Here is a 21,254-nt window from a genome sequence, read left to right as displayed (position 1 = left end):
TCAACTAACTATTATCATAATGAACAAAAAGTTTTTAACCATTGGTTTGGCTTCGCTCGTATCAGCGAGTTGCTTTGGCCAAATCACGCCCCTTAAGCCTAATCAGGATGCGATAAAATTCAGCAAGGCGATTAATCCGGAAAATGCTTACAAACACCTTTCGGTTTTAGCGTCTGATGAATATGAAGGCCGTGAAACAGGTACTAAAGGTGCCTGGATGGCAGCAGATTATATCCGTGACTACTTCAAATCTTTAGGCCTAAAAGCCCCTGTAAATGGCAGCTATTTCCAAAAGATCGATCTTGTTAACGTTACGCTAAAAGAAAGCCATGTAACGGTTAACGGTCAGCCGAAAGAATACCAAAAAGATTATATCGTTTCACCAAGCTTAATCAGCGATAAGGGTTTTACTTTTTCTACTGATCAGATTGTATTTATTGGTTACGGAATCAAAAAAGACAATTATAACGATTTTGCCGGAACTGACATTAAAGGCAAAGTAGTGATGATGTTTAACGGCGGCGATCCGACCATTAAACCAGGTACCAGAATTGACAGGGCAGCTTACCGTGCTATGTTAGAAGCGAGAGCAAAATATTTCGCAGAGAATAATGTTAAAGCCATTATCCTGATCGATCCAAGTGTAGATAGAATTACTGAGAATAGCAAACAAGCTCAAAATAACGGTCGTGTAATGGTAAAAACCAATGCAGCTATTGAGGCTCAGAAGCAAAACGAAATTCCGCGCATTTCAATCTCTGTAGCACTGGCAAATGATCTGTTAAAATCAGCCAGTACTACCGTAGCAGATTTACAAAAGAAAATTACCGAAAGCCTTACTCCTGCTTCGCAAATAGTGAGTGTTCCTTTTTCAGCAAGTGCCGCTAAAAATGAAGCATCAGTTAGGTGTGAAAATGTTTTGGGTTATTTAGAAGGTTCTGATCCGATACTTAAAAAAGAAGTATTAATTTTAACTGGGCACTACGATCATATTGGCTTAGAAACTGATCCAAACGCAAAAGACAAGATAAACAATGGGGCAGATGATGATGGATCGGGAACTACTGGTGTATTATTGATGGCGAAAGCCTTTACCGATGCCAAAAAAGCAGGTAAGGGCGCTAAACGCAGTATCCTTTTCATGACTGTTGTTGGAGAAGAAAAAGGTCTTTGGGGTTCTGAATGGTACTCTGAGCATCCTGTTTTCCCGGTAGCCAATACCATTGCTGATTTAAATACCGATATGATTGGCCGTACTGGTGAAGAGTATTTGGGCAAACCAGATTCAGCAAACTACATTTACTCAGTGGGTTCTAGAATGTTAAGTAGCGACCTGGCTAATTTAAGTGAGCAGGTAAATGCTACTTATACCAAAATGAAACTGGATTATAAGTACGACGATCCAAAAGATCCTGAGCAGATTTATTACCGTTCAGATCATTATAACTTTGCTAAATTGGGTATTCCAATTATCTTCTATTATGACGGCATGTTACAACAAGACTACCACAAACCTGGCGATGAAGTAAGCAAAATTAACTTCCCACTTTTGGCTAAAAGAGCAAAACTGACCTACTTTACCGCATGGGAATTGGCAAATAGACCAAAACGACCGGCAGTAGATATGGACGGAAAAGGAAATCCAAAGAAATAATGATTAAAAATAGAGTCCCGGTTTTACACCGGGACTTTTTTATGCACAGTGATTTGCAACTTTATATTTCAAGATTAAAATGTTATTTTTGATAAAAGCGTGTTTATGGATCAGTTGAATATTTTAGAAAAAATTAAAATGATCCCTGTTGCGTATCAGCAAGAGGTAGAAGACTTTATTGATTTTATTTTACAAAAGAAAGTAAATAAAAAAGATGAGGGAAATAGCCCCAGAAAACTCGGTTTACTTAAGGGGAAGATGAAGATGAGTGATGATTTTAATGCACCATTGGATGATTTCAAAGATTATATGTAGTGAATAAGTATTTGCTTGATACTCATGTTTTACTATGGATGCAAGATGATAATATTGCATTATCTAAAGCCGCGAGAAAAATTTTAGAAGATTCAACCACACAACTTTACTTAAGCATTGCAAGCTTATGGGAGATTACCATAAAGCAATCTCTTGGCAAATTGCAATTACAATATTCACTTGAAGAATTAATAGATTCGTGTAATGCCAATAAAATCAATATTCTCCCAATTGATTTTGAGACATTAAAAATCCTTAAGACGCTTCCTTTTATTCACTGCGATCCATTTGACAGAATTATTATTGCAACAAGTATGGAATTAGATTTAGATCTTATATCGAGCGACGAAATAGCTAAAAAATATATTACTAGTGTAATTTGGTAAACATCTCCCTCCGCAATAATCGCCTTTGTTTCAATTTTCTAAAAATAAACTCAACAGGGTTTCCTATCTTTGGTTTTTAACAGAATAGCCTGAAACTAAAAGCAGCTATTCTTCGTTACCCCTATAATGAAATTGCCATTGATGAAAACTGCCGAGGAATTTTTAGAGAAGTCTGATGAGAAAGCTTTCGATTTACCGCACCGTAAAACCATAAATTATAATATTGGTAAATACAATGCTGCAGTTGAACGCGGTTTATCAAAATTCGAAAACCTCGAAGCCTCGAAAAAAAAGGCGCACGTAATTAAATGGCGTGTGATGGAAAACCTAGATAAATTCTTACCAGAATTCGAATCAAATTTCCAACGCCGTGGCGGTAAGGTAATCTGGGCCAACGATGCTGAAGAAGCCCAACAGGAAATCCTCAACATCATCAAAAGAAACAACGGCAAAACAGTTATTAAATCAAAATCGATGACCACTGAGGAAATCCATCTAAACGATTTCCTGGAAAAGAACAACATCGAATCTTTAGAAAGTGACCTCGGCGAATACATTGTCCAGTTGCTTGGCCAGGCGCCATACCATATTGTTACCCCGGCCATGCACCTAAGTGCAACAGATATAGCGCAGTTATTTCACGATAAATTTGGCACGCCTATCGATGCCACTCCTCCGCAGCTGGTACAAAAAGCAAGAGAATTACTTCGCGATAAATACCTGAATGCTGATATTGGTATTAGCGGCGGGAATTTTTTAATTGCCGATACCGGAAGTATTGCCTTAACAGAAAATGAAGGCAATGCACGTTTAAGCACCACTTTCCCTAAAGTCCACATTGCTATTGTGGGTATTGAGAAAGTAATCCCTTCGATGGCAGATCTTGATCTGTTCTGGCCTTTACTGGCATCGCATGGAACGGGGCAAAACTTAACGGTTTATAATACTATTTTAAGTGGTCCACGCCAAGCAAATGAAACTGATGGACCGGAGGAAATGTATGTGATTTTGCTGGATAACGGACGTACCAATCTATTGGCACAAAAAGACCAGAGACAAGGCTTGTACTGCATCCGCTGTGGTGCCTGCTTAAATGCTTGCCCGGTTTATAAAAACATTGGCGGTCACACTTATAACACCACCTATAGTGGCCCAATCGGTTCGGTAATTACGCCTCATTTAAAGGGTATGGAAGAGTTTAAACACTTAAGTTATGCGTCAAGTCTTTGCGGTAAATGCTCGGAGGTTTGCCCGGTAAAAATCGATATTCATAAAATGCTCTTACTTAACCGTAGAGATGCCGCTGCAGGTCACGAAAATGAAAAAAAAGAAGAAATTGGCTGGAGCATGTTCAGCAAAATGATGCAAAAACGCAAATGGATGGATTTCTTCGGTGGAAAGTTTAAAAATTTTATGCTCAAAAGTTTTTTCAAAAAAAGCTGGGGCAAATACCGAGAGATGCCTAAAGTTGCCGATAAATCTTTTGCTAAACAATGGGAAGAGCTGAAGAAAAGCCGGAAGTCCTGAGTCCAGAGTCACTAGTCAAAATAACCAGATATGCAATTTAACAGAGGTGATAAAGACGACAAGTTCTTACTGAACTTATACAGAAGATTGCTTTACCCCCGGATGGTTGAAGACAAAATGCTCAAGCTGCTGCGTCAAGGTAGAATTGGCAAATGGTTTTCGGGCATTGGTCAGGAAGCCATTGCGGTTGGCAGCACCTTAGCCATGCAAAGCGATGAATACATTTTGCCGATGCACCGCAATCTGGGCGTTTTTACATCCCGAGATATTCCTTTAAAAAAATTAATGGCCCAATGGCAAGGCAAAATTACCGGCTTCACCAAAGGCCGCGACCGCTCCTTCCATTTCGGCACACAAGATTATAAAATTGTGGGGATGATATCTCACTTGGGGCCGCAAATGGCCTTGGCTGATGGTATTGCACTGGCTGATCTTTTAGCCAATAAACAACACGCTACTTTAGTTTACACCGGTGAAGGTGCCACGAGTGAAGGCGATTTTCACGAAGCCGTAAATGTGGCTGCAGTTTGGAATCTGCCTGTTATTTTTCTAATCGAAAATAATGGCTATGGCCTTTCCACTCCAAAGTCTGAACAGTTTAGGTGCAAAAACCTGGTAGACAAAGCCATTGGTTATGGTGTGGAAGGTATTCAGATAGATGGAAATAATATTCTGGAAGTTTATAATACCATTGATCAACTGGCAAAGGAAATCAGAAAAGACCCTAGACCCGTTTTGGTAGAGTGCCTGACTTTCAGGATGCGTGGTCATGAAGAAGCATCCGGCACTAAATATGTTCCGCAAGAACTGTTGGATGAGTGGGGAAAGAAAGATCCTTTGAGTAATTATGAAGCCTATTTAATTGAGCAGGGTGTTTTAACCTCAGATTCCATTACCGACATCAAAATTCAGGTTAAAAGAGATATAGAGCTGGAAATTGAAGAAGCTTTTAACGAAGTGGAGCCGATTGCAAATGCCAATCAGGAAGAGGCAGACATGTATTTTCCCTACACACAACAAGTTATTGCACCCAATCCATCTGCTACTGAAAAAAGATATCTTGACGCAATAACAGATGGCTTGGACCTGGCCATGCAGAAATACCCGAATCTGGTTTTAATGGGACAGGATATTGCAGATTATGGCGGGGCTTTTAAAATTACGGATGGTTTTACCACTAAATATGGAAAAGGCAGGGTGCGTAATACCCCAATTTGCGAATCAGCTATTGTGGGTGCAGGCTTGGGCTTATCTATAAATGGTTATAAAGCTGTTGTAGAAATGCAGTTCGCCGATTTTGTAACCGTCGGCTTTAATCAGATTGTGAATAACCTGGCTAAAACACACTACCGTTGGGGCGAAAAGGCCGATGTATTAGTGCGTATGCCCACTGGTGCCGGAACAGGGGCAGGTCCGTTTCATTCACAAAGTAATGAAGCGTGGTTTACCAAAACACCAGGTTTAAAAATCGTTTATCCGGCTTTCCCTGAAGATGCAAAAGGATTATTGTTAGCCGCGATCGAAGATCCAAATCCTGTATTATATTTTGAGCATAAATACCTCTACAGAAGTTTAACGGCTCCTGTTCCGGATGGTTATTATACCACAGAAATCGGTAAAGCAGTCACACTTGCCGAAGGAAGCAAGTTCGCGATCATTACCTACGGATTAGGTGTACACTGGGCGTTAGATTACCTGCAGCAATATCCAGAAAGTGATGCCACGTTAATTGATCTGCGGACACTACAGCCCTGGGATAAAGAAGCTGTAAGGGAAGCGGTTAAAGCAGCAGGAAGGGCTTTAATTTTGCATGAAGATACGTTAACAAATGGTTTTGGCGCCGAACTATCTGCCTGGATTGGAGAACATTGCTTTTCTCATCTTGATGCCCCGGTAATGCGCTGTGCAAGTTTAGATACCGCTATTCCAATGAATAAAATATTAGAAGAAGATTTTTTGGCTAAAGCAAGATTAGTAGAAACGATTGATAAATTATTGAAATATTAAATAGTTTTGCCACGGAGACACAGAAATCGCAGAGAACATTAATTATTAATTCCGTGCCAATCCGTGTTTCCGTGGCTAATTTATAAACAGCATGAGCAATTTCAAAGTCGAAGGGAATATCATCAACATCACAAAGCGGAATATTTTCTTTGGCGAGGTAGAGGTTGAGGATGGAAAAATAAAATCTATCTCAAAAATTTCTGAACAGAAAGAAGGAGCATATTTTATCTCACCAGGTTTTATAGATAGTCATGTGCACATCGAAAGCTGTATGTTAATTCCAAGTGAATTTGCACGATTGGCGGTTGTTCATGGAACGGTTTCTACAATTAGCGATCCGCACGAAATTGCCAACGTATGTGGTATGAAAGGCGTTGAATTTATGATCGAAAACGGAAATACCGTTCCTTTTAAATTCAATTTTGGCGCTCCAAGCTGTGTCCCTGCTACCATTTTTGAAACCGCAGGAGCTGAATTGGATCATGATGATGTAAAATCACTTTTAGAGCGTCCGGAAATAAAATACCTGAGCGAAATGATGAATTTCCCCGGCGTACTTTATAAAGATGAAGAGGTTTTGAAAAAGATTGCTGCGGCTCACGCGCTCGGTAAACCTGTTGATGGGCATGCTCCGGGTTTACGCGGTGATATGGTTCAGCAATATATAGATGCTGGAATTTCTACTGATCACGAATGTTTTACTTCCGAAGAAGCGCTGGATAAATTGCAACGTGGCATGAAAATCCTCATCCGTGAAGGAAGTGCAGCAAAAAATTTTGAAGCACTGATCCATTTGCTGAACGATTGGCCGGAAATGATGATGTTTTGCAGTGATGATAAACATCCCGACAGTTTAGTAGAAAGCCACATCAATCAGCTTTGTGCAAGAGCAGTAGAAAAGGGAATTGATATTTTCAATATCTTGCAAGCAGCCTGTATCAATCCTATTCTTCATTACAAATTAGATGTTGGCTCCCTTCAAATCAATGATGATGCAGATTTTATCGTGCTTGAAGATTTAAAAACATTTAAGGTTAAACAAACCTATATTGATGGACTGTTGCTTGCCGAAAATGGCAAAACAGTTGGCAATTGGGTAAAACATGTAGAAGATCGCGAATCGGTAAATCATTTCGATTGCAGCTTGAAACAAGAAGAAGATTTTGTTTACCCATTCATTGGACAAGAAGAAATTCCAGTAATCGAAGCTTTAGATGGACAATTGATCACCAACAGATTAGTGGCCAAACCAAAAGTTTTAAATAATAACATTATCAGCAATCTGGAAAACGATGTTTTGAAAATGGTGGTGGTAAACCGCTACCATGATGCTCCTCTTGCTATTTCATTTGTGAAGAACTTTGGTTTAAAACAGGGAGCCATTGCTTCAAGTGTTGCACATGATAGTCATAATATTATTGCTGTTGGTGCCGATGACAAGAGCATCTGTGAAGCGGTAAATTTGGTAATTAAAGAAACTGGTGGTGTAGTGGCACTGGGGAATGGAAAACAAGAAGTTTTAGCTTTACCGGTTGCAGGCTTAATGAGCAACCATAATGGTTATAAAGTTGCGGAAAGCTATACTTCTATAGATCAATTTGCGAAAGATTTAGGTTCTACTTTACTTGCTCCATTTATGACACTTTCTTTTATGGCCTTATTGGTGATCCCACGATTAAAACTAAGCGACAAAGGTTTATTTGATGGCGATGAGTTTAAGTTTGTATAGATAAAATATTGAAAATCGTCATCTCGACTGAAGCGCAGCGAAATGGAGAGATCTATCGAGTTAGATTTCTCGGCTTCGTTACACTCCGCTCGAAATGACGACTTTCATTATTCTACCACAAAAACCTCGGCCAAAGGATTAAACAGATACAACCGCTTATCATCTAAACAAACACAACGGTACCGTTTCCTAATTTGCTCGCCTTTGGTAAAACGTCTGCCATCTTTGATTTTAAAGTTGGTATTAATGGGAAGCTGCTCTAAATGTAAAGTCTCCGTTTTATTACTGTCGTATTTTTTTAAGGCACGCGATAAGTGTAGATCAGAACAGCTTGAGGCTGCCGGATTCGACATATAGTTATCTATTGCTTTATAGATATCGGCAGGAAAGATATTTAGTTCAAAAAAAGGGACCATCATCCGTTGGAAATTCTTTTTCCATTCTGATCCATGTGGTTTTACCTTATTCTTAAAATCATTCCAGGTGAGTAAATGCGCAAATTCGTGTACAGTAGTAACCAGGAAGGCGTAATGATTAAGATTGAAATTAACGGAGATGCGATGGCCTTTGCCCTGATAAGGATGGCGGTAATCGCCCAGTTTGGTAGAACGGGTTTTAGCGATTTTAAATTCGCACTGAAAATAATCGATCCATTTTGCAATTAGCGGTGCCGCTGGTTCCGGCATGTACTGCGCTAAAACTTTAACTTTCTCCACAATTGCTAAGGTAACAATTTGCTAAATCTTTTTAACCATATAAGACATATAAGAACATTTGAGATTACAGATACGATGCTAATGTAAGAATCTGTAGAGGTCATTTACATATGTTTTTTGTCCGCTTTCATAAATATTCAAACAGTTGAAATTAATTATCAATCCCATTGGTACCTCTAAAAGTTTCATATAGGTCAAAATTTGTGCTTCATGGATAGGCAATACCCTCTCGACAGCCTTTAACTCAACAACTACACTATTTTCCACAAACAAATCACACCATAATTCTGCCTCAACTAAAATTTCCTTGTAATAAACCGGCACTAACATTTCAGATTTGTAACTTATTCCACGAATATCCATTTCATGTTTCAAACATTTATGATAAACGCTTTCCAATAAACCTGGCCCAAGTGTTTTATGAACTTCAATTGCTGCTCAGTTAATTTTATAAATTAACGATTTTAGATATTCTTTATTCACCATGGCTAATATGTTCTTATATGTCTTATATGGTTAATGCATAAACCTATTCCTCCGACGGGAACAACGATGCCAATACGAGCTTGATCTCGCCGAATGAATAATCTTTTCCCAAAAACTCCCTTATCGTAGCCATCGACTTTGTTTTCTGGCTTTCCACCGCATCACTGATGTTTCTGATCTTATTGGCTTTTACCAATTTGGTTACATCCAATTGTTGTGTTGAAACATAATAGGCTAAATGGCCTTCAATGGTACCGGCAGAAAAACCGCGTTCTTTGGCTATTTCGTCAATTGTTTTACCCTGCTCATAAAGCTCGAAGCTGACCAGTTTGGTGTCGATTTTTGGCTCTTTTTTCTTCTTCTCGGCTGCAGATTTTACTTTCAGTGTTTCTCCCTTTAACTGGATCGCTTTTTGGAGCTGGTTGTTTCTTTCAACCGTATTCAACAGCGCATCGGTATCAGCTTTGCTAAACTCTTTCCCTGCAATGAGCGCTTGCAACAATGCTTTACTTTTATGCATTTTTTTCAATTGCTCATACACTAAAATTTCAAGTTCTAAAAGCTCTGTAACATAGGTTTTAATTTGCTTTTCTTCTTTTATCACTTCGATTTGAGCCAGAAAACGGTCTGAAATCTCCTTAACCAATGGATTAAAATATTTTAAGGCAGCCTCTACTCTTTTCGATACATTAAACAAAGTATGTTCGGTTTGCTGTGCGAAAAGGTTTTTCAGCTGATTAACGAATGTATCGGCCGTAGCAGTAATTTTTTGAAAATCCGTATACACAGCATCGGTCCAATCTTCGTGCCTTTGCTTGGCCGATTTTTCGCTTTTATCAAAGGTCTGACGGTGTTCTTTTAAGTAGTAGCGGATCAGGTTCAGATCGAATGCCGCGAGCAGGTAACTGCGGATAAAAGTATAACTTTCTATACTAATCTGCTCATTCAGCACTTCAGAAGATTGTTTTGTTTTAGAAAAGTAATGTACATTCTGGTCCTGTTGCAAACCACTATCGCGAAGATGAGAAGTTAAAACCAAACCCTTTAATGAGCGTAAACGCGACAAGGCCACATAAGCCTGACCAGGTGCAAAAGCATCACCTACATCAATAATGGCCTTATCGAAAGTCAAACCCTGACTTTTATGCACGGTGATGGCCCAGGCTAGTTTAATGGGATATTGGATAAATGAACCGGCAACATTTTCCTTAATTTCGTTCGTTGCTTCGTCCAGTTTATATTTTACGTTCTCCCAGGTGTAGGGCGAAATCTGGATCACCACTTTATCTTCCGGTAACTCAATTTCAATTACATCTTTTTCGATATGGTGTACCACGCCAATTTTACCATTGTAATAGCGCTTTTCGGCCGTCATATCATTTTTAATGAACATTACCTGCGCGCCAACCTTGAGCTCTAAACTTTTATCATTCGGGTAAGCATATTCATTAAATTCTCCCTGAACTTTTGCTCCGAAAAAATATGATTTTGTTTTCAGTTGGGTCAACCTTTCGCGGTTAATGTTATCGGCTTTATTGTTATGGGTGGTTAAAGTGATGTAATTTTCATCGGCAGAAGGTTTAAAATCCTGCTTAAAATGTTGCCTGAGCAATGCGGTATCTTCAGCAGTAATTTTATTGTTCCGCAGGTTGTTCAGCAGATCAATAAAAACAGCATCATCCTGGCGGTAAATTTTATCCAGTTCGATATAAACCGGTGGATTATCCCGCAGGGCTAAGGCATCGAAGAAATAAATGCTCTTATAAAACTTGGCCATAATACGCCATTCATCATTTTTTACCACGGGTGGCAACTGGTGTAAATCGCCAATGAATAATAACTGTACCCCACCGAATGGAAGATTCCTGTTACGGCGTACATAGCGTAAAGCGAAATCGATGGCATCGAGCATATCGGCACGTAACATACTCACCTCGTCGATTACCAGCAATTCCAGTTCCTGCAACATGCGGCGTTTATTGCCCTGCATGTTTAAGTGTTTTACTAAAGTTTTGGGCGTATTGAAGTTAAAATTGATATTTTCATTGATCAAAGCTCCGGCAGCATCAGGGAAAAATGCTCCAAAAGGAAGCTGAAAAAGGGAATGAATGGTTACTCCTGATGCATTAATGGCTGCAATACCCGTGGGTGCAACAATTAGCGCCTTTTTATGCGTAAGCTGGATGAGTTTCCGCAAAAAAGTTGTTTTACCTGTTCCGGCTTTTCCCGTCAAGAAAACGTGTTTTGAGGTATAATTAACAAATTTAGCCGCAATTTCTGCGGGCATAGAAGTTTCTTCCAAAGTAGGCATCGGCAGTAAAATTTTAGTTAGCAATAAACGGAGGGATGAATAAAGCTAAACATTTTAGCACAAAACTAAAGAATGATTGATGAGAAATTTTAATTTTAAGTGGATATTTTTCGTCACCACGTTTATTTAATCAATAATTTCTTGATTAGCGGAATAAAAAACCTTAATAGAATTACTGCAGAAGCAACCTAAACCTGACAGAAACGGTAGCTCTGTTCCGAGTTTACATCCTAGCGTGTGAAAACAATTAATTTTAACATTCTTCTACCGCTCTATGCCGCGGGGCATGGTACTTTGGAGCGCCAAAGTGCCCAAAGCGCTTTGTCAATCCGGCAAGGGGCCTTTTACACAAATCCCTTACGCATCAAAAAAACAGTGGCACTTTGTTTTGTTAGTTACGGGGGAGGTGAAAGGTTTTGAAAACATGAAACACAAAACCACTGCGTTTCAGGTTTGTTAGTGCCAATTTACCTGAAATGCAACTGTTTTTTTGATTTCCCGGCTCTTGGGATTGACGGGCCTTCTTCGGTAAAACCTGTTTACTTTCAAAGCAAGCTAGCGTAACGCCTTAAAAAGATGGAGCCACACAGAAGGAAGAAAGGTCGGGATTAGAGTGTATGGCAGGACTGCAATAACGAAAGAACAGCTATCACTACTTTTCCAAATCATTCTTTAAATCTATTCACCTCAACAATAAAACAATACAACAACCTAACAATTAATGATAAAGCTTTTTATTATCTTTGCGTCCTGATGAAACAACAATATTCAAATCTTATCGCTGTTAAATTCCTTTAACCCGGTTTCATCATCTTTTACACCCAAAATTTTATTATGCTTAACCCTGAAATAGAAAAACGTAAAACCTTTGCCATTATTAGTCACCCCGATGCAGGTAAAACCACACTAACAGAAAAATTTCTGCTTTTTGGTGGTGCCATTAATACTGCTGGTGCGGTAAAAAGGAACAAAGCGAACCAGAGCAATACCTCCGATTTTATGGAGATTGAAAAACAGCGTGGTATCTCGGTTGCGACTTCTGTAATGGGTTTCGAATACAGCGGTAAACGTATCAATATTCTGGATACGCCTGGTCACAAGGATTTCGCGGAAGATACTTACAGAACTTTATCGGCTGTGGATAGTGTGATTTTGGTGGTAGACTGTGTAAAGGGTGTGGAGGAACAGACTGAAAAACTGATGTCGGTTTGCCGTATGCGTAATACTCCGGTAATCATTTTCATCAACAAAATGGACCGTGAAGGTAAAGAGGCTTACGATTTATTGGATGAAATTGAAGAAAAACTAAACATCAGCCTATGCCCGCTTTCATGGCCAATTGGCCAAGGACATACCTTTAAAGGCGTTTACAGCATTTACAACAAACATTTAAATTTATTCAATTCCGACAAAACTAAAGTAACCGATTCGGTTGTGGCGGCAAGCGATTTAAATGATCCATCTTTATTGAATTACTTAAAAGAAAACGAGATCAATACGTTGAAAGACGACGTAGAACTGGTTGACGGCATTTACGGCAAAATTGATAAAGATTTATATACCGATGGTTTGGTTGCCCCTGTCTTTTTTGGCAGTGCGATTAACAACTTCGGGATAAAAGAACTTTTAGATACATTTATCGATATTGCACCAAGCCCACGTCATAGAGAAGCGGAAGAACGTGATGTATTGGTAGATGAGAAAAATTTTAGTGGTTTTGTGTTTAAGATTCACGCCAACTTAGACCCCAAACATCGCGACAGGATTGCTTTCTTAAGGATCTGTTCCGGCAAGTTTGAGCGCAATAAATTCTACTACCATACCCGTCAGGATAAGAAATTAAAATTCTCTAACCCGATGGATTTTATGGCCAATGAGAAAAGTATTGTTGAAGAGGCCTGGCCGGGCGATGTGGTAGGTTTATACGATAGTGGAAACTTTAAAATCGGCGATACTTTAACCGAAGGTGAAAAACTGCAGTTTAAAGGAATCCCTAGTTTCTCTCCATCTATATTCAAAGAAGTAGAAAACATGGACCCTATGCGTACCAAACAATTGGAAAAGGGTATTGAACAGCTAACCGATGAAGGAGTTGCACAGTTATTTGTGATGCAACCCGGAAACAGGAAAGTAATCGGTGCAGTTGGTGAACTTCAGTTTGAGGTAATCAACTTCAGGTTAGAGCATGAGTATGGCGCAAAATGTCGTTTCCGTACCTTGAGCTATACCCGTTCGAGCTGGGTAACCTCTACTGATAGAAAAAAACTGGATGAATTTGTGAAACGTAAACAACAGCACATCGGTTTTGATAAAGAAGCCAACCCGGTTTATCTGGCCGATAGTGAGTATATGATTAATTTAACAAAACAGGATTATCCTGATATCGAATTCCACAAAACGAGCGAGTTTAAAAGCTAATTCAAGATTGCCGGAAGAGCTTTTAATAACAACATAAACCTTGCTGGTTTTTCAAAACCTGCGAGGTTTATTTGTTTACGCAATGGCAACACAATCATAACCTAAAAACAACTTCCCGAACCTAAAAACTGTGTAGATTCGGGCATTTACACTTAGCTTGATGAAAAATAAAATAAATTACTTTTTGGCTGTATCTATGCTTTTATTTGCTGTTTCCTGTAAGAAAACTAACGATACAATTCCTGATCCTGTTCCTGATCCTGTCATCCCTACCCAAATAGATAAAACAGAAAGTTTAACCTGGGAGTTCAATTCTTTTATTGTTGATGACAGTAATGTAGCACAGATATTTCCCGGGGCAATATTTAACATCAAAAAAAACGGAAACGATCTTCAATTCGTTTCCCTAAAAGATAAATACACTCAATTGCCCATAACGGCCTCAACCTCAATTACTGGCACGGCAAACAAATTCTTTAACGATATTCCGTCTGCGGAAAAGATTTCTGCTTATACGAAAAATCTGGTCTTCAAAAATACCTCTGAAAGCCAGGCTTATTCGGAACAAGAATTTAAGGATTATAATGTAGTAAAATACTTCCTTTCAAACAATGAAGATGTAAAAGCAATCTTTGAAAAAATCGGAATCACTACATCCACCAGGATCGCCAAAAAGCATGCTACTTATTTTTTCTCCAATAATGGGAAATTTTCGCTTGATATGAACCTTCCCGGTAAAACAGAATTGTTATCTGTAGAAGATGCAGCCAAAATTAATGAAACGAACAATGCGTATTACATTAATAGTGTTGTATATGGCAATAACACCTTGATTTTAGCAGAAGCCGATGCCGATTTTGCCGCATTGAAAACTGCATTAAAAGCCGTGCTTTTAAAACAGGAGTTAACATCCGCACAAATTCAATCTTTAAGCACAGCAAAAGTTACTTTTTATGCCAGGGGAGGAAGCGAAAAATCGTTTATCAGGATTGCTAAAAATCTGAACGAGATCAAAGCACTGGTGCAGGAATTTGAGGCATTTAACAATACAGCTATTGCTTATCCCGTATCTTATTCATTACACTCGGTGAAGGATTTTACCTTGTTTAAACATCAGATTACGGTTAACATTATTAATTAACGGTTAATGTCCGAATCTTAGGGGTTCAATATTTCGGCATTGGTACTTTCATTCATTGCGTATTGCTTATAAGTTTGCGCCAATCTTCTTTTAATTTTCGAAATCAACAATCTTGGGGAAAGCACCTTAACACACTCACCAAAGCCCAGAATTTCACGCTCCAGTTCGTAGTTCAAAACCACATCAATCCTAAACGTTGTTGTTTTGTCGTTTTTACTTAACACCACCTGCGAAGAATGTAAAGGTTTGGTAACCACATAAGGCGCATGGTCATTGGTAAATTCCAGAATGACCTTTTGAGCCCGGTCGCTTTCATTTTTGGTTACGCCGATTAAATCATCGTAATAGCGGTCGAAATCTACCCCTTTGTAAGCAACAAATTCTTCGTTGGGCAGTTCCTGAAATTCTATGATTCGATCTAAAGCTAAGTTTAAAATTCCTGCTCTTTTTTTTGCTTTACAGATCAAAAACCATCTGTTTCTGTACTCTTTTAATAGATACGGAAAATAAATCCCCTGTTGCGATTGTTGCGCCTTGAACGATTTATATTCAATCAATAACGAACGCTTATTTAAAACCGCCTGGTACAATGGCGGAATACATTCCAATCCTTTTACCAACTTATTACTTTCCAACTGGATGTTATTACCGCTTTGTTTGGTTGATTTGTAGAGGTTATTTTCCAATCGGGCAATCATATCGCTCATTTCGTCGAAATAATTAAAAGCATTAAATTGTTTCAGTACACCAACAATTTCTTTCATCTTATCTACATCAGCGTTATTGATCGGCGCTTTGGTAATACTGAAACCAGCATCTTCGTATGCATAGAAGCGTTTATCCTTCACTATAATCGGCGCATTGTAGCCCAACTTATCGCTTCGCATCAGTTGAATATCCGCCTGGATGGTCCGCTTGCTTACTCCTGAGGTAATGCCTTCGAGTTCGTAGAGGGTTGTAGACACCTTTTCTATAAGATCTTCCAATGTCCATTTACGAAAACGGTTTTTCAAACAATCGTCGATGGTTTTATACCGGATAAGTGCTAATTTATTTACTGCCATTTTTAATCAATTTGAGTTTAAAGCTAAAAATCTGATCGGAAAACTTAACTAAATATAGCAAAGCATTTATCATCTACGCAATACAACTGCGCAATTGGAGGATAAAAGAAATAATATGATGGAAAAATTAAAATTATCACTCTAGTTATCAAGCAATTGACACATTATAGGCAAAATAATTTTTACTACGCAAATCAGCCGCGTAGTGGTAGTAGCATCTTTGTAATGTCGCCAGTCGATAATGAAGTTCTTTGAAAAATATGAATAATAAATAACTGATTTACAATACAATTAAACTGTTTCAATAATACGCGCTCTCCGCCATGCTGATCAATTAGAACAGCAAAATATGAAGCCCCTGTTCCGTATATGCGGAACAGGGTTAATGGCAGCAATTAAACAGTTTAGGTAAATCAATATATATAAAGAAATTCCGATGAATAATCGGAATGGCAATACTAAATAAAACTTATCCATTGTTGCGGGTTTCAGAATAGCCCCAAAGTATTCGGGCAATTTGCGTAGAATATGCTGACAAGAATTATGATAGACTGTCTAAACACGTTGTGTGTCGTGGGTTCGAATCCCACTTCCGAGCAATCGGAATAATTCAGGGGTAGAATAACAACCAAACCATGCAGGTTCGAATCCTGCTTCCAACCGTCACTTGGAATAGCTAATTGGTAAGCGTTTAGGACTTAAACTCCAAAACAAAAAGAGGAGCAACTTTTAAAATCGCTCGAAAGAACAGCATTGTAAAACCGAATTCGGCTTTAAGATTTTTGATAAATCTGAAACGCAATTTGCCTTTTGCTTTGTAAGTAAAAACGATGAAAGAGCTGATTTAAAAATCAAATCTCGCCGAAAAATTTATTTAAATCCTCGGATTTACCTACTTAATAAAGCTTGATTTCATTCTTAAAAACATCATAATTCTTCTTACTTCCGCAAGAAACAAATGAATGCGCTTTTGCAATGCTTTGTAAAGAAAAAATCAAATAATTATAAATCTTAACATCAAAAAACATGAAAAGAGTAAGTATTAACACCAATTATGTTGGATTGGTGTTTAAAAAAGGAAAATTAAAAAACGTTTTAACAGCTGGAACTTACTGGTTAGGTTTTGGCGAAAGTATGACATTATACGACATGGCCAAGGAGTACTATTACTCGGTTGCCGAATTGGATATTTTGCTGGAAAATGCAGATTTTGTGAATTTGATTCACTTAGTAAGCGTTGCCGACAACGAATTGGCCTTGCTTTATCAAAACAAAAATTTCAAATCTGTTTTAACCGCTGGCAGACATGCCATCTGGAAAGGTTTGTCAACATATGATTTTGTTAAGGTAGACATCAGTAACATTAATATTGACCAAGCAATTGATAAAAACTTGTTGGAGAAAGCACCATTATTAAATTACATCAGAGCCTATAAGGTAGAATCTTTCGAAAAGGCCTTGTTATTTATTGATGGTAAATTTGAACACGTATTGGAAGCCGGAAACTATGTTTACTGGAAAAACAGTACCACCATTCAAGTTTTGAAAACCGATATGAGGCAATTGAATATGGAAATCATCGGACAAGAAATCTTAACAAAGGATAAAGCACAATTGAGGGTGAATTTCAGCACTCAATATAAAGTTGATGACATCATCAAAGCCTTATTGGAGAACAAAGAATTCGAAAAACAATTGTATATCACTATGCAATTAGCGTTAAGAGAATCTATTGGCCTTATGACTTTTGACGAATTGATGGAAAGCAAAGAAAAAATTGCCGAAATGGTAATGGCCATCACTTTGGATAAAGTTGAAAACCTGGGTGTAAAATTAACGAACTGTGGTGTTAAAGATATTGTTTTACCTGGTGACGTTAAGGAGATTATGAACCAGGTTTTAGTTGCCGAAAAAAGGGCACAAGCCAATATCATTACCCGAAGAGAAGAAACGGCCTCGACCAGAAGTTTGCTGAATACTGCTAAATTGATGGAAGACAATAACATGTTGTATAAGTTGAAAGAGATGGAATACGTTGAGAAAATCGCGGAGAAAATCAATAACATCAGCTTATCGGGCAGTGGACAAATTGTAGATCAATTGAAACAGATTTTCGTAAAATAAACTAAATTTAGAAACCCCTCGGTCAGGTGAATGTTGCCTGCCGGGGATTAATTAAGAATGAAATGAAAACCAACATAATAAACAGACTTGCAGAAATCGAACGATCAAATGATATCAAAATATTATTTGCCTGCGAATCGGGAAGTCGCGGATGGGAATTTCCATCACCGGACAGCGATTTTGATGTTCGCTTTATTTATGTTCGCCCGCTTAACTACTATCTTTCTGTTTCAGAAAAGGATGATCAATTGGGTTTTCCGATCAACGACGAACTTGATATTTATGGTTGGGATATAAAAAAGGTACTTAAACTGATCCGGAAATCGAACACTACTCCTTTCGAATGGCTGCAATCGCCTATTATATACGGAGAACAAGATGATTTTAGAAACGAACTATGGACATTGTGCCAGTCTTATTTTTATAGAAAAACGAATATTAATCATTATTTAGGAATAGCACATAGTGCATTGGATACGATAATAAATGGTGACGAAATTAAGATCAAAAAACTTTTTTACGTACTGCGACCTTTACTTTCGGCAAAATGGTGTTTAGAGAAAAATACAATTGCTCCAATGACCATTGGTCCACTTTTAACGATAATGCCAGAGTACCTTCAAACATTGGTTAAAGATCTGATTGTGCTAAAATCTACTTCCGCAGAGGCTTTTATCATCAAAATAGACCCCAACTTGCGAAGGTATATTGATGATGAATTTAAAAGCTGTACTGAAGGAGCTAAAGATTTGCCGAAAGAAAGTTTTGATACCGAAATGCTCGATACCTTTTTTAGAAATACAATAAGCCATTATGACGATTAAAGATTTAAAAGATCAGAACCTACTTTTATTTGAATGTTTAAGCGGCAGCAAAGCTTACGGATTGGATACGCCACAGTCAGACACTGATCTTAAAGGAATATATTATATGCCAAAAGAAATGTTTTTTGGGTTGAGATATATCCCTCAGATCAGCAATGAAAGCAACGACGAAGTATATTATGAAATCGGCCGGTTTGTCGAGTTATTGATCAAGAACAACCCAAACATCGTAGAAATTTTAGCTACTCCAGAAGAATGCATCTTATACAAGCATCCCATAATGAATAGGCTAAATATCGATATGATTTTGTCGAAACTATGCAAAGATACCTTTGGTGGATATGCCTTGACACAGATCAGAAAAGCAAAGGGCTTGAACAAGAAAATATTAAACCCGATGCCAAAAAAGAGAAAAACGGTCTTGGATTTTTGTTTCATTACAGAGAATTATTCATCGGTTAAAGCAAATACGTGGATTAAAAAACATAATATTTCTAAGGTGGATTGCGGCTTATCTAAAATTCCAAATGCTAAAAACCTTTATGCGCTATTTTATGATGCAGAAAAGAGATTTGGTTACAAAGGGATTGCAAATAAGGAAAACGCTAATGATGTCTCAGTATCCTCTATACCTAACGGAGAAAAAGAAATTGGGTATTTGTTTTTCAATCAGGATAGTTATTCCTCCTATTGCAAGGAACATAACGAATATTGGGAATGGGTAGAAAAACGGAATGAGGAACGATATAAGTTAAATAAGACACATGGCAAAGATTACGACGCGAAAAACATGATGCATACCATAAGGCTTTTGCAAGTGGCACTAGAAATTGCGCGTGATGGAAAACTTACCGTGAAACGGCAAAACAGAGATGAACTTCTTTCGATAAAAAGAGGAGATTTTGATTATGATGAAGTATTAAAAATGGCAGAAAAACTGATGCTACAAATTGAGCAAGAAACGCTTACAAGTAAACTTCAGGATAAACCAGATGAGCGACAAATTGAATGTTTACTTGTAGAAATGCGAGCAGCACTTTATGCCAATTAAAAAAACAAAACAATGAACAACAACATAACAGGTAATAACCTGATCGAAATAGGTTATACCGAAGGAAAAGTAGTAGGCCTGGCTTTAGCTATCCTGAAAGAAAATTTTGCGGATATTGAAGAAAAAGAATTATTAGCCTTATTTAAAAAAGTAAAAGATTATCCGGAAAGTTTTTTGGATGACGAAGTATTAAACCCACTTGCAACTGCTGTGATTGAAGAAGCCAATGCACAAAAAGATGAAACTATAAAACTGGTAAACCATGTGAAACCCTACTCGGTATTTGGCCCTGATTATATTGAAGAAGGCGCCCGAAATCAAATGGATATTGCTATGAAATTACCGGTTACTGTAGCAGGTGCATTAATGCCTGATGCCCACCAAGGTTATGGTTTGCCCATCGGCGGCGTATTGGCTACGAGAAATGCGATTATTCCATATGGTGTCGGAGTAGATATCGGTTGCCGTATGGCTTTGAGTATTTTCGATATCCCAGAAAAACATTATTTCGGGAAGGATGCGATGTACAAACGTGAATTAATTGCCTTTACCAAATTTGGTGCAGGTCAAAATTTTACAGGTAATGAAAAAGCTGATCATGATGTTTTAGAGAATGAGGCTTTCAGCAGCACCCCTTTCCTAAAAAATCTACATGGAAAAGCCTGGGCTCAATTGGGCACTTCGGGTGGTGGAAACCACTTTGTAGAATGGGGAATTATCGACTTTGCGGAACGTGATGAGGTTTTAAATATCGATAAGGGCCGTTACGTAGCATTGTTAACCCATTCAGGTTCCCGTGGATTTGGTGCGACTGTTGCAGGACATTATACCAAGCTGGCAAAAGATATCTGTAAACTTCCTAAAGAGGCTGCAAACCTTGCTTATTTGGATTTAAATTCTGCCGAAGGACAAGAGTATTGGATTGCCATGAATTTAGCTGGTGATTATGCTTCTGCCTGTCATGAAGTGATCCATAAAAGGTTGACTAAAGCCATTGGTGCTAAAGTTTTGGCGAAAGTAGAAAACCACCATAATTTTGCCTGGAAAGAAATGTTTAATGGTGAAGAAGTGATTGTTCACCGTAAAGGAGCTACACCGGCTGGTAAAGGCGTAATGGGGATTATCCCCGGCAGTATGACAGCACCAGGATTTCTGGTTAGGGGAAAAGGTGATATGAATGCAATCAATTCAGCATCACATGGCGCAGGTAGACAAATGAGCCGAACCAAAGCGATTCAATCGATTACCAAATCGGATATGAAAGCCATTTTAAAGGATCATAATGTTACTTTAATTGGAGCCGGCTTAGATGAGGCACCAATGGCTTATAAAGACATCCACAAAGTAATGGCCGCACAAACTGAACTTGTTGATGTAGTGGCTAAATTTGAGCCTAAAATGGTAAGGATGGCTGATGATGGAAGCAGGGAAGATTAGTTGGGGGTCCTTAGTCCTTAGTCCTTAGTCCTTAGTCAAAATTGTAAATTGACCTCGTTGGTTT

Annotated in this window: 16 protein-coding genes; 12 read left to right on the top strand and 4 right to left on the bottom strand. The window is 38.3% G+C overall.

Annotated features, from left to right (window positions below):
• Nucleotides 1-19 precede the first annotated feature (19 nt).
• The 6 genes from KYH19_RS23135 to ade all read left to right on the top strand — a co-directional run bounded on the left by KYH19_RS23135 (nt 20) and on the right by ade (nt 7,618).
• Complete coding sequence (locus KYH19_RS23135; protein WP_132398209.1) at nt 20-1,654, top strand: M28 family peptidase; 1,635 nt, start codon at nt 20-22, stop codon at nt 1,652-1,654.
• Between the two features lie 105 nt (nt 1,655-1,759).
• Nucleotides 1,760-1,969, top strand: coding sequence for a DUF2281 domain-containing protein (locus KYH19_RS23130; protein ID WP_132398207.1), 210 nt, complete (start codon nt 1,760-1,762; stop codon nt 1,967-1,969).
• Nucleotides 1,969-2,355: a type II toxin-antitoxin system VapC family toxin gene (locus KYH19_RS23125; protein ID WP_219076937.1), complete on the top strand. Its 387-nt coding sequence runs from the start codon at nt 1,969-1,971 to the stop codon at nt 2,353-2,355. The genes KYH19_RS23130 and KYH19_RS23125 overlap by 1 nt, the downstream gene beginning before the upstream one ends.
• 138 nt (nt 2,356-2,493) lie before the next feature.
• Nucleotides 2,494-3,882: a LutB/LldF family L-lactate oxidation iron-sulfur protein gene (locus KYH19_RS23120; RefSeq protein ID WP_219078992.1), complete on the top strand. Its 1,389-nt coding sequence runs from the start codon at nt 2,494-2,496 to the stop codon at nt 3,880-3,882.
• A 30-nt stretch (nt 3,883-3,912) separates the two neighbouring features.
• A complete protein-coding gene (locus KYH19_RS23115; protein ID WP_219076936.1) occupies nt 3,913-5,889 on the top strand; it encodes a thiamine pyrophosphate-dependent enzyme in 1,977 nt (658 codons plus the stop codon).
• Between the two features lie 91 nt (nt 5,890-5,980).
• Nucleotides 5,981-7,618 carry an adenine deaminase gene (ade, locus tag KYH19_RS23110; RefSeq protein ID WP_219076935.1) on the top strand — a complete coding sequence of 546 codons (1,638 nt, stop codon included), beginning with the start codon at nt 5,981-5,983 and terminating at the stop codon, nt 7,616-7,618.
• Nucleotides 7,619-7,725: 107 nt separating this feature from the next.
• On the opposite strand, the gene KYH19_RS23105 is transcribed toward ade, so the two are convergent.
• From KYH19_RS23105 to KYH19_RS24320, 3 genes are all read right to left on the bottom strand, one after another.
• Entirely contained in the window at nt 7,726-8,334 is a 609-nt protein-coding gene (locus tag KYH19_RS23105) for a SprT-like domain-containing protein (RefSeq protein WP_255562507.1), read from the bottom strand.
• A 78-nt stretch (nt 8,335-8,412) separates the two neighbouring features.
• Nucleotides 8,413-8,766 (bottom strand): GxxExxY protein, encoded by a 354-nt coding sequence (locus KYH19_RS23100; protein WP_255562644.1) that lies wholly within the window; start codon nt 8,764-8,766, stop codon nt 8,413-8,415.
• 97 nt (nt 8,767-8,863) lie between these two features.
• The gene (locus KYH19_RS24320) at nt 8,864-11,131 is read right to left on the bottom strand and encodes a helix-turn-helix domain-containing protein (RefSeq protein WP_219076934.1); all 2,268 of its coding nucleotides are present in this window, start codon (nt 11,129-11,131) and stop codon (nt 8,864-8,866) included.
• An 834-nt stretch (nt 11,132-11,965) separates the two neighbouring features.
• Here KYH19_RS24320 and KYH19_RS23090 point away from each other — a divergent pair.
• Both KYH19_RS23090 and KYH19_RS23085 read left to right on the top strand, forming a co-directional pair.
• Nucleotides 11,966-13,549 (top strand): peptide chain release factor 3, encoded by a 1,584-nt coding sequence (locus KYH19_RS23090; RefSeq protein ID WP_121287591.1) that lies wholly within the window; start codon nt 11,966-11,968, stop codon nt 13,547-13,549.
• Between the two features lie 160 nt (nt 13,550-13,709).
• Complete coding sequence (locus KYH19_RS23085) at nt 13,710-14,690, top strand: thiol-activated cytolysin family protein (RefSeq protein WP_219076933.1); 981 nt, start codon at nt 13,710-13,712, stop codon at nt 14,688-14,690.
• 17 nt (nt 14,691-14,707) lie between these two features.
• Here the strand turns inward: KYH19_RS23085 and KYH19_RS23080 are convergent, their stop codons facing one another.
• On the bottom strand, nt 14,708-15,754 hold the full coding sequence (locus tag KYH19_RS23080) for a YafY family protein (RefSeq protein WP_219076932.1): 1,047 nt from the start codon (nt 15,752-15,754) through the stop codon (nt 14,708-14,710).
• 1,026 nt (nt 15,755-16,780) lie between these two features.
• Between KYH19_RS23080 and KYH19_RS23075 the strand changes: the two genes are divergently transcribed.
• The 4 genes from KYH19_RS23075 (at nt 16,781) to KYH19_RS23060 (ending at nt 21,190) form a co-directional block, all read left to right on the top strand.
• Nucleotides 16,781-17,878: a slipin family protein gene (locus tag KYH19_RS23075; RefSeq protein WP_255562506.1), complete on the top strand. Its 1,098-nt coding sequence runs from the start codon at nt 16,781-16,783 to the stop codon at nt 17,876-17,878.
• Nucleotides 17,879-17,940: 62 nt separating this feature from the next.
• Nucleotides 17,941-18,702 (top strand): nucleotidyltransferase domain-containing protein, encoded by a 762-nt coding sequence (locus tag KYH19_RS23070; protein ID WP_219076931.1) that lies wholly within the window; start codon nt 17,941-17,943, stop codon nt 18,700-18,702.
• Nucleotides 18,692-19,753, top strand: coding sequence for a DNA polymerase beta superfamily protein (locus KYH19_RS23065; protein ID WP_219076930.1), 1,062 nt, complete (start codon nt 18,692-18,694; stop codon nt 19,751-19,753). Before KYH19_RS23070 ends, KYH19_RS23065 begins: the two co-directional genes overlap by 11 nt.
• Before the next feature lie 12 nt (nt 19,754-19,765).
• Nucleotides 19,766-21,190, top strand: coding sequence for an RtcB family protein (locus KYH19_RS23060; RefSeq protein WP_219076929.1), 1,425 nt, complete (start codon nt 19,766-19,768; stop codon nt 21,188-21,190).
• Nucleotides 21,191-21,254 lie beyond the last annotated feature (64 nt).

The sequence above is a fragment of the Pedobacter sp. D749 genome (assembly GCF_019317285.1).
In the GTDB taxonomy this organism is placed as follows: domain Bacteria; phylum Bacteroidota; class Bacteroidia; order Sphingobacteriales; family Sphingobacteriaceae; genus Pedobacter.
Note: the sequence above shows the minus strand (reverse complement) of the source record. Positions and strands in the feature narration are given on the sequence as shown.

What these genes read in the sequence shown, in the direction of transcription:
- KYH19_RS23135 (WP_132398209.1), top strand. Translation starts at nt 20, where the DNA reads ATGAACAAAAAGTTTTTAACCATTGGTTTGGCTTCGCTCGTATCAGCG.
- ade (WP_219076935.1), top strand. Translation starts at nt 5,981, where the DNA reads ATGAGCAATTTCAAAGTCGAAGGGAATATCATCAACATCACAAAGCGG.
- KYH19_RS23065 (WP_219076930.1), top strand. Translation starts at nt 18,692, where the DNA reads ATGACGATTAAAGATTTAAAAGATCAGAACCTACTTTTATTTGAATGT.
- KYH19_RS23130 (WP_132398207.1), top strand. Translation starts at nt 1,760, where the DNA reads ATGGATCAGTTGAATATTTTAGAAAAAATTAAAATGATCCCTGTTGCG.
- KYH19_RS24320 (WP_219076934.1), bottom strand. Translation starts at nt 11,131, where the DNA reads ATGCCTACTTTGGAAGAAACTTCTATGCCCGCAGAAATTGCGGCTAAA.
- KYH19_RS23090 (WP_121287591.1), top strand. Translation starts at nt 11,966, where the DNA reads ATGCTTAACCCTGAAATAGAAAAACGTAAAACCTTTGCCATTATTAGT.
- KYH19_RS23075 (WP_255562506.1), top strand. Translation starts at nt 16,781, where the DNA reads ATGAAAAGAGTAAGTATTAACACCAATTATGTTGGATTGGTGTTTAAA.
- KYH19_RS23085 (WP_219076933.1), top strand. Translation starts at nt 13,710, where the DNA reads ATGAAAAATAAAATAAATTACTTTTTGGCTGTATCTATGCTTTTATTT.
- KYH19_RS23060 (WP_219076929.1), top strand. Translation starts at nt 19,766, where the DNA reads ATGAACAACAACATAACAGGTAATAACCTGATCGAAATAGGTTATACC.
- KYH19_RS23070 (WP_219076931.1), top strand. Translation starts at nt 17,941, where the DNA reads ATGAAAACCAACATAATAAACAGACTTGCAGAAATCGAACGATCAAAT.
- KYH19_RS23115 (WP_219076936.1), top strand. Translation starts at nt 3,913, where the DNA reads ATGCAATTTAACAGAGGTGATAAAGACGACAAGTTCTTACTGAACTTA.
- KYH19_RS23080 (WP_219076932.1), bottom strand. Translation starts at nt 15,754, where the DNA reads ATGGCAGTAAATAAATTAGCACTTATCCGGTATAAAACCATCGACGAT.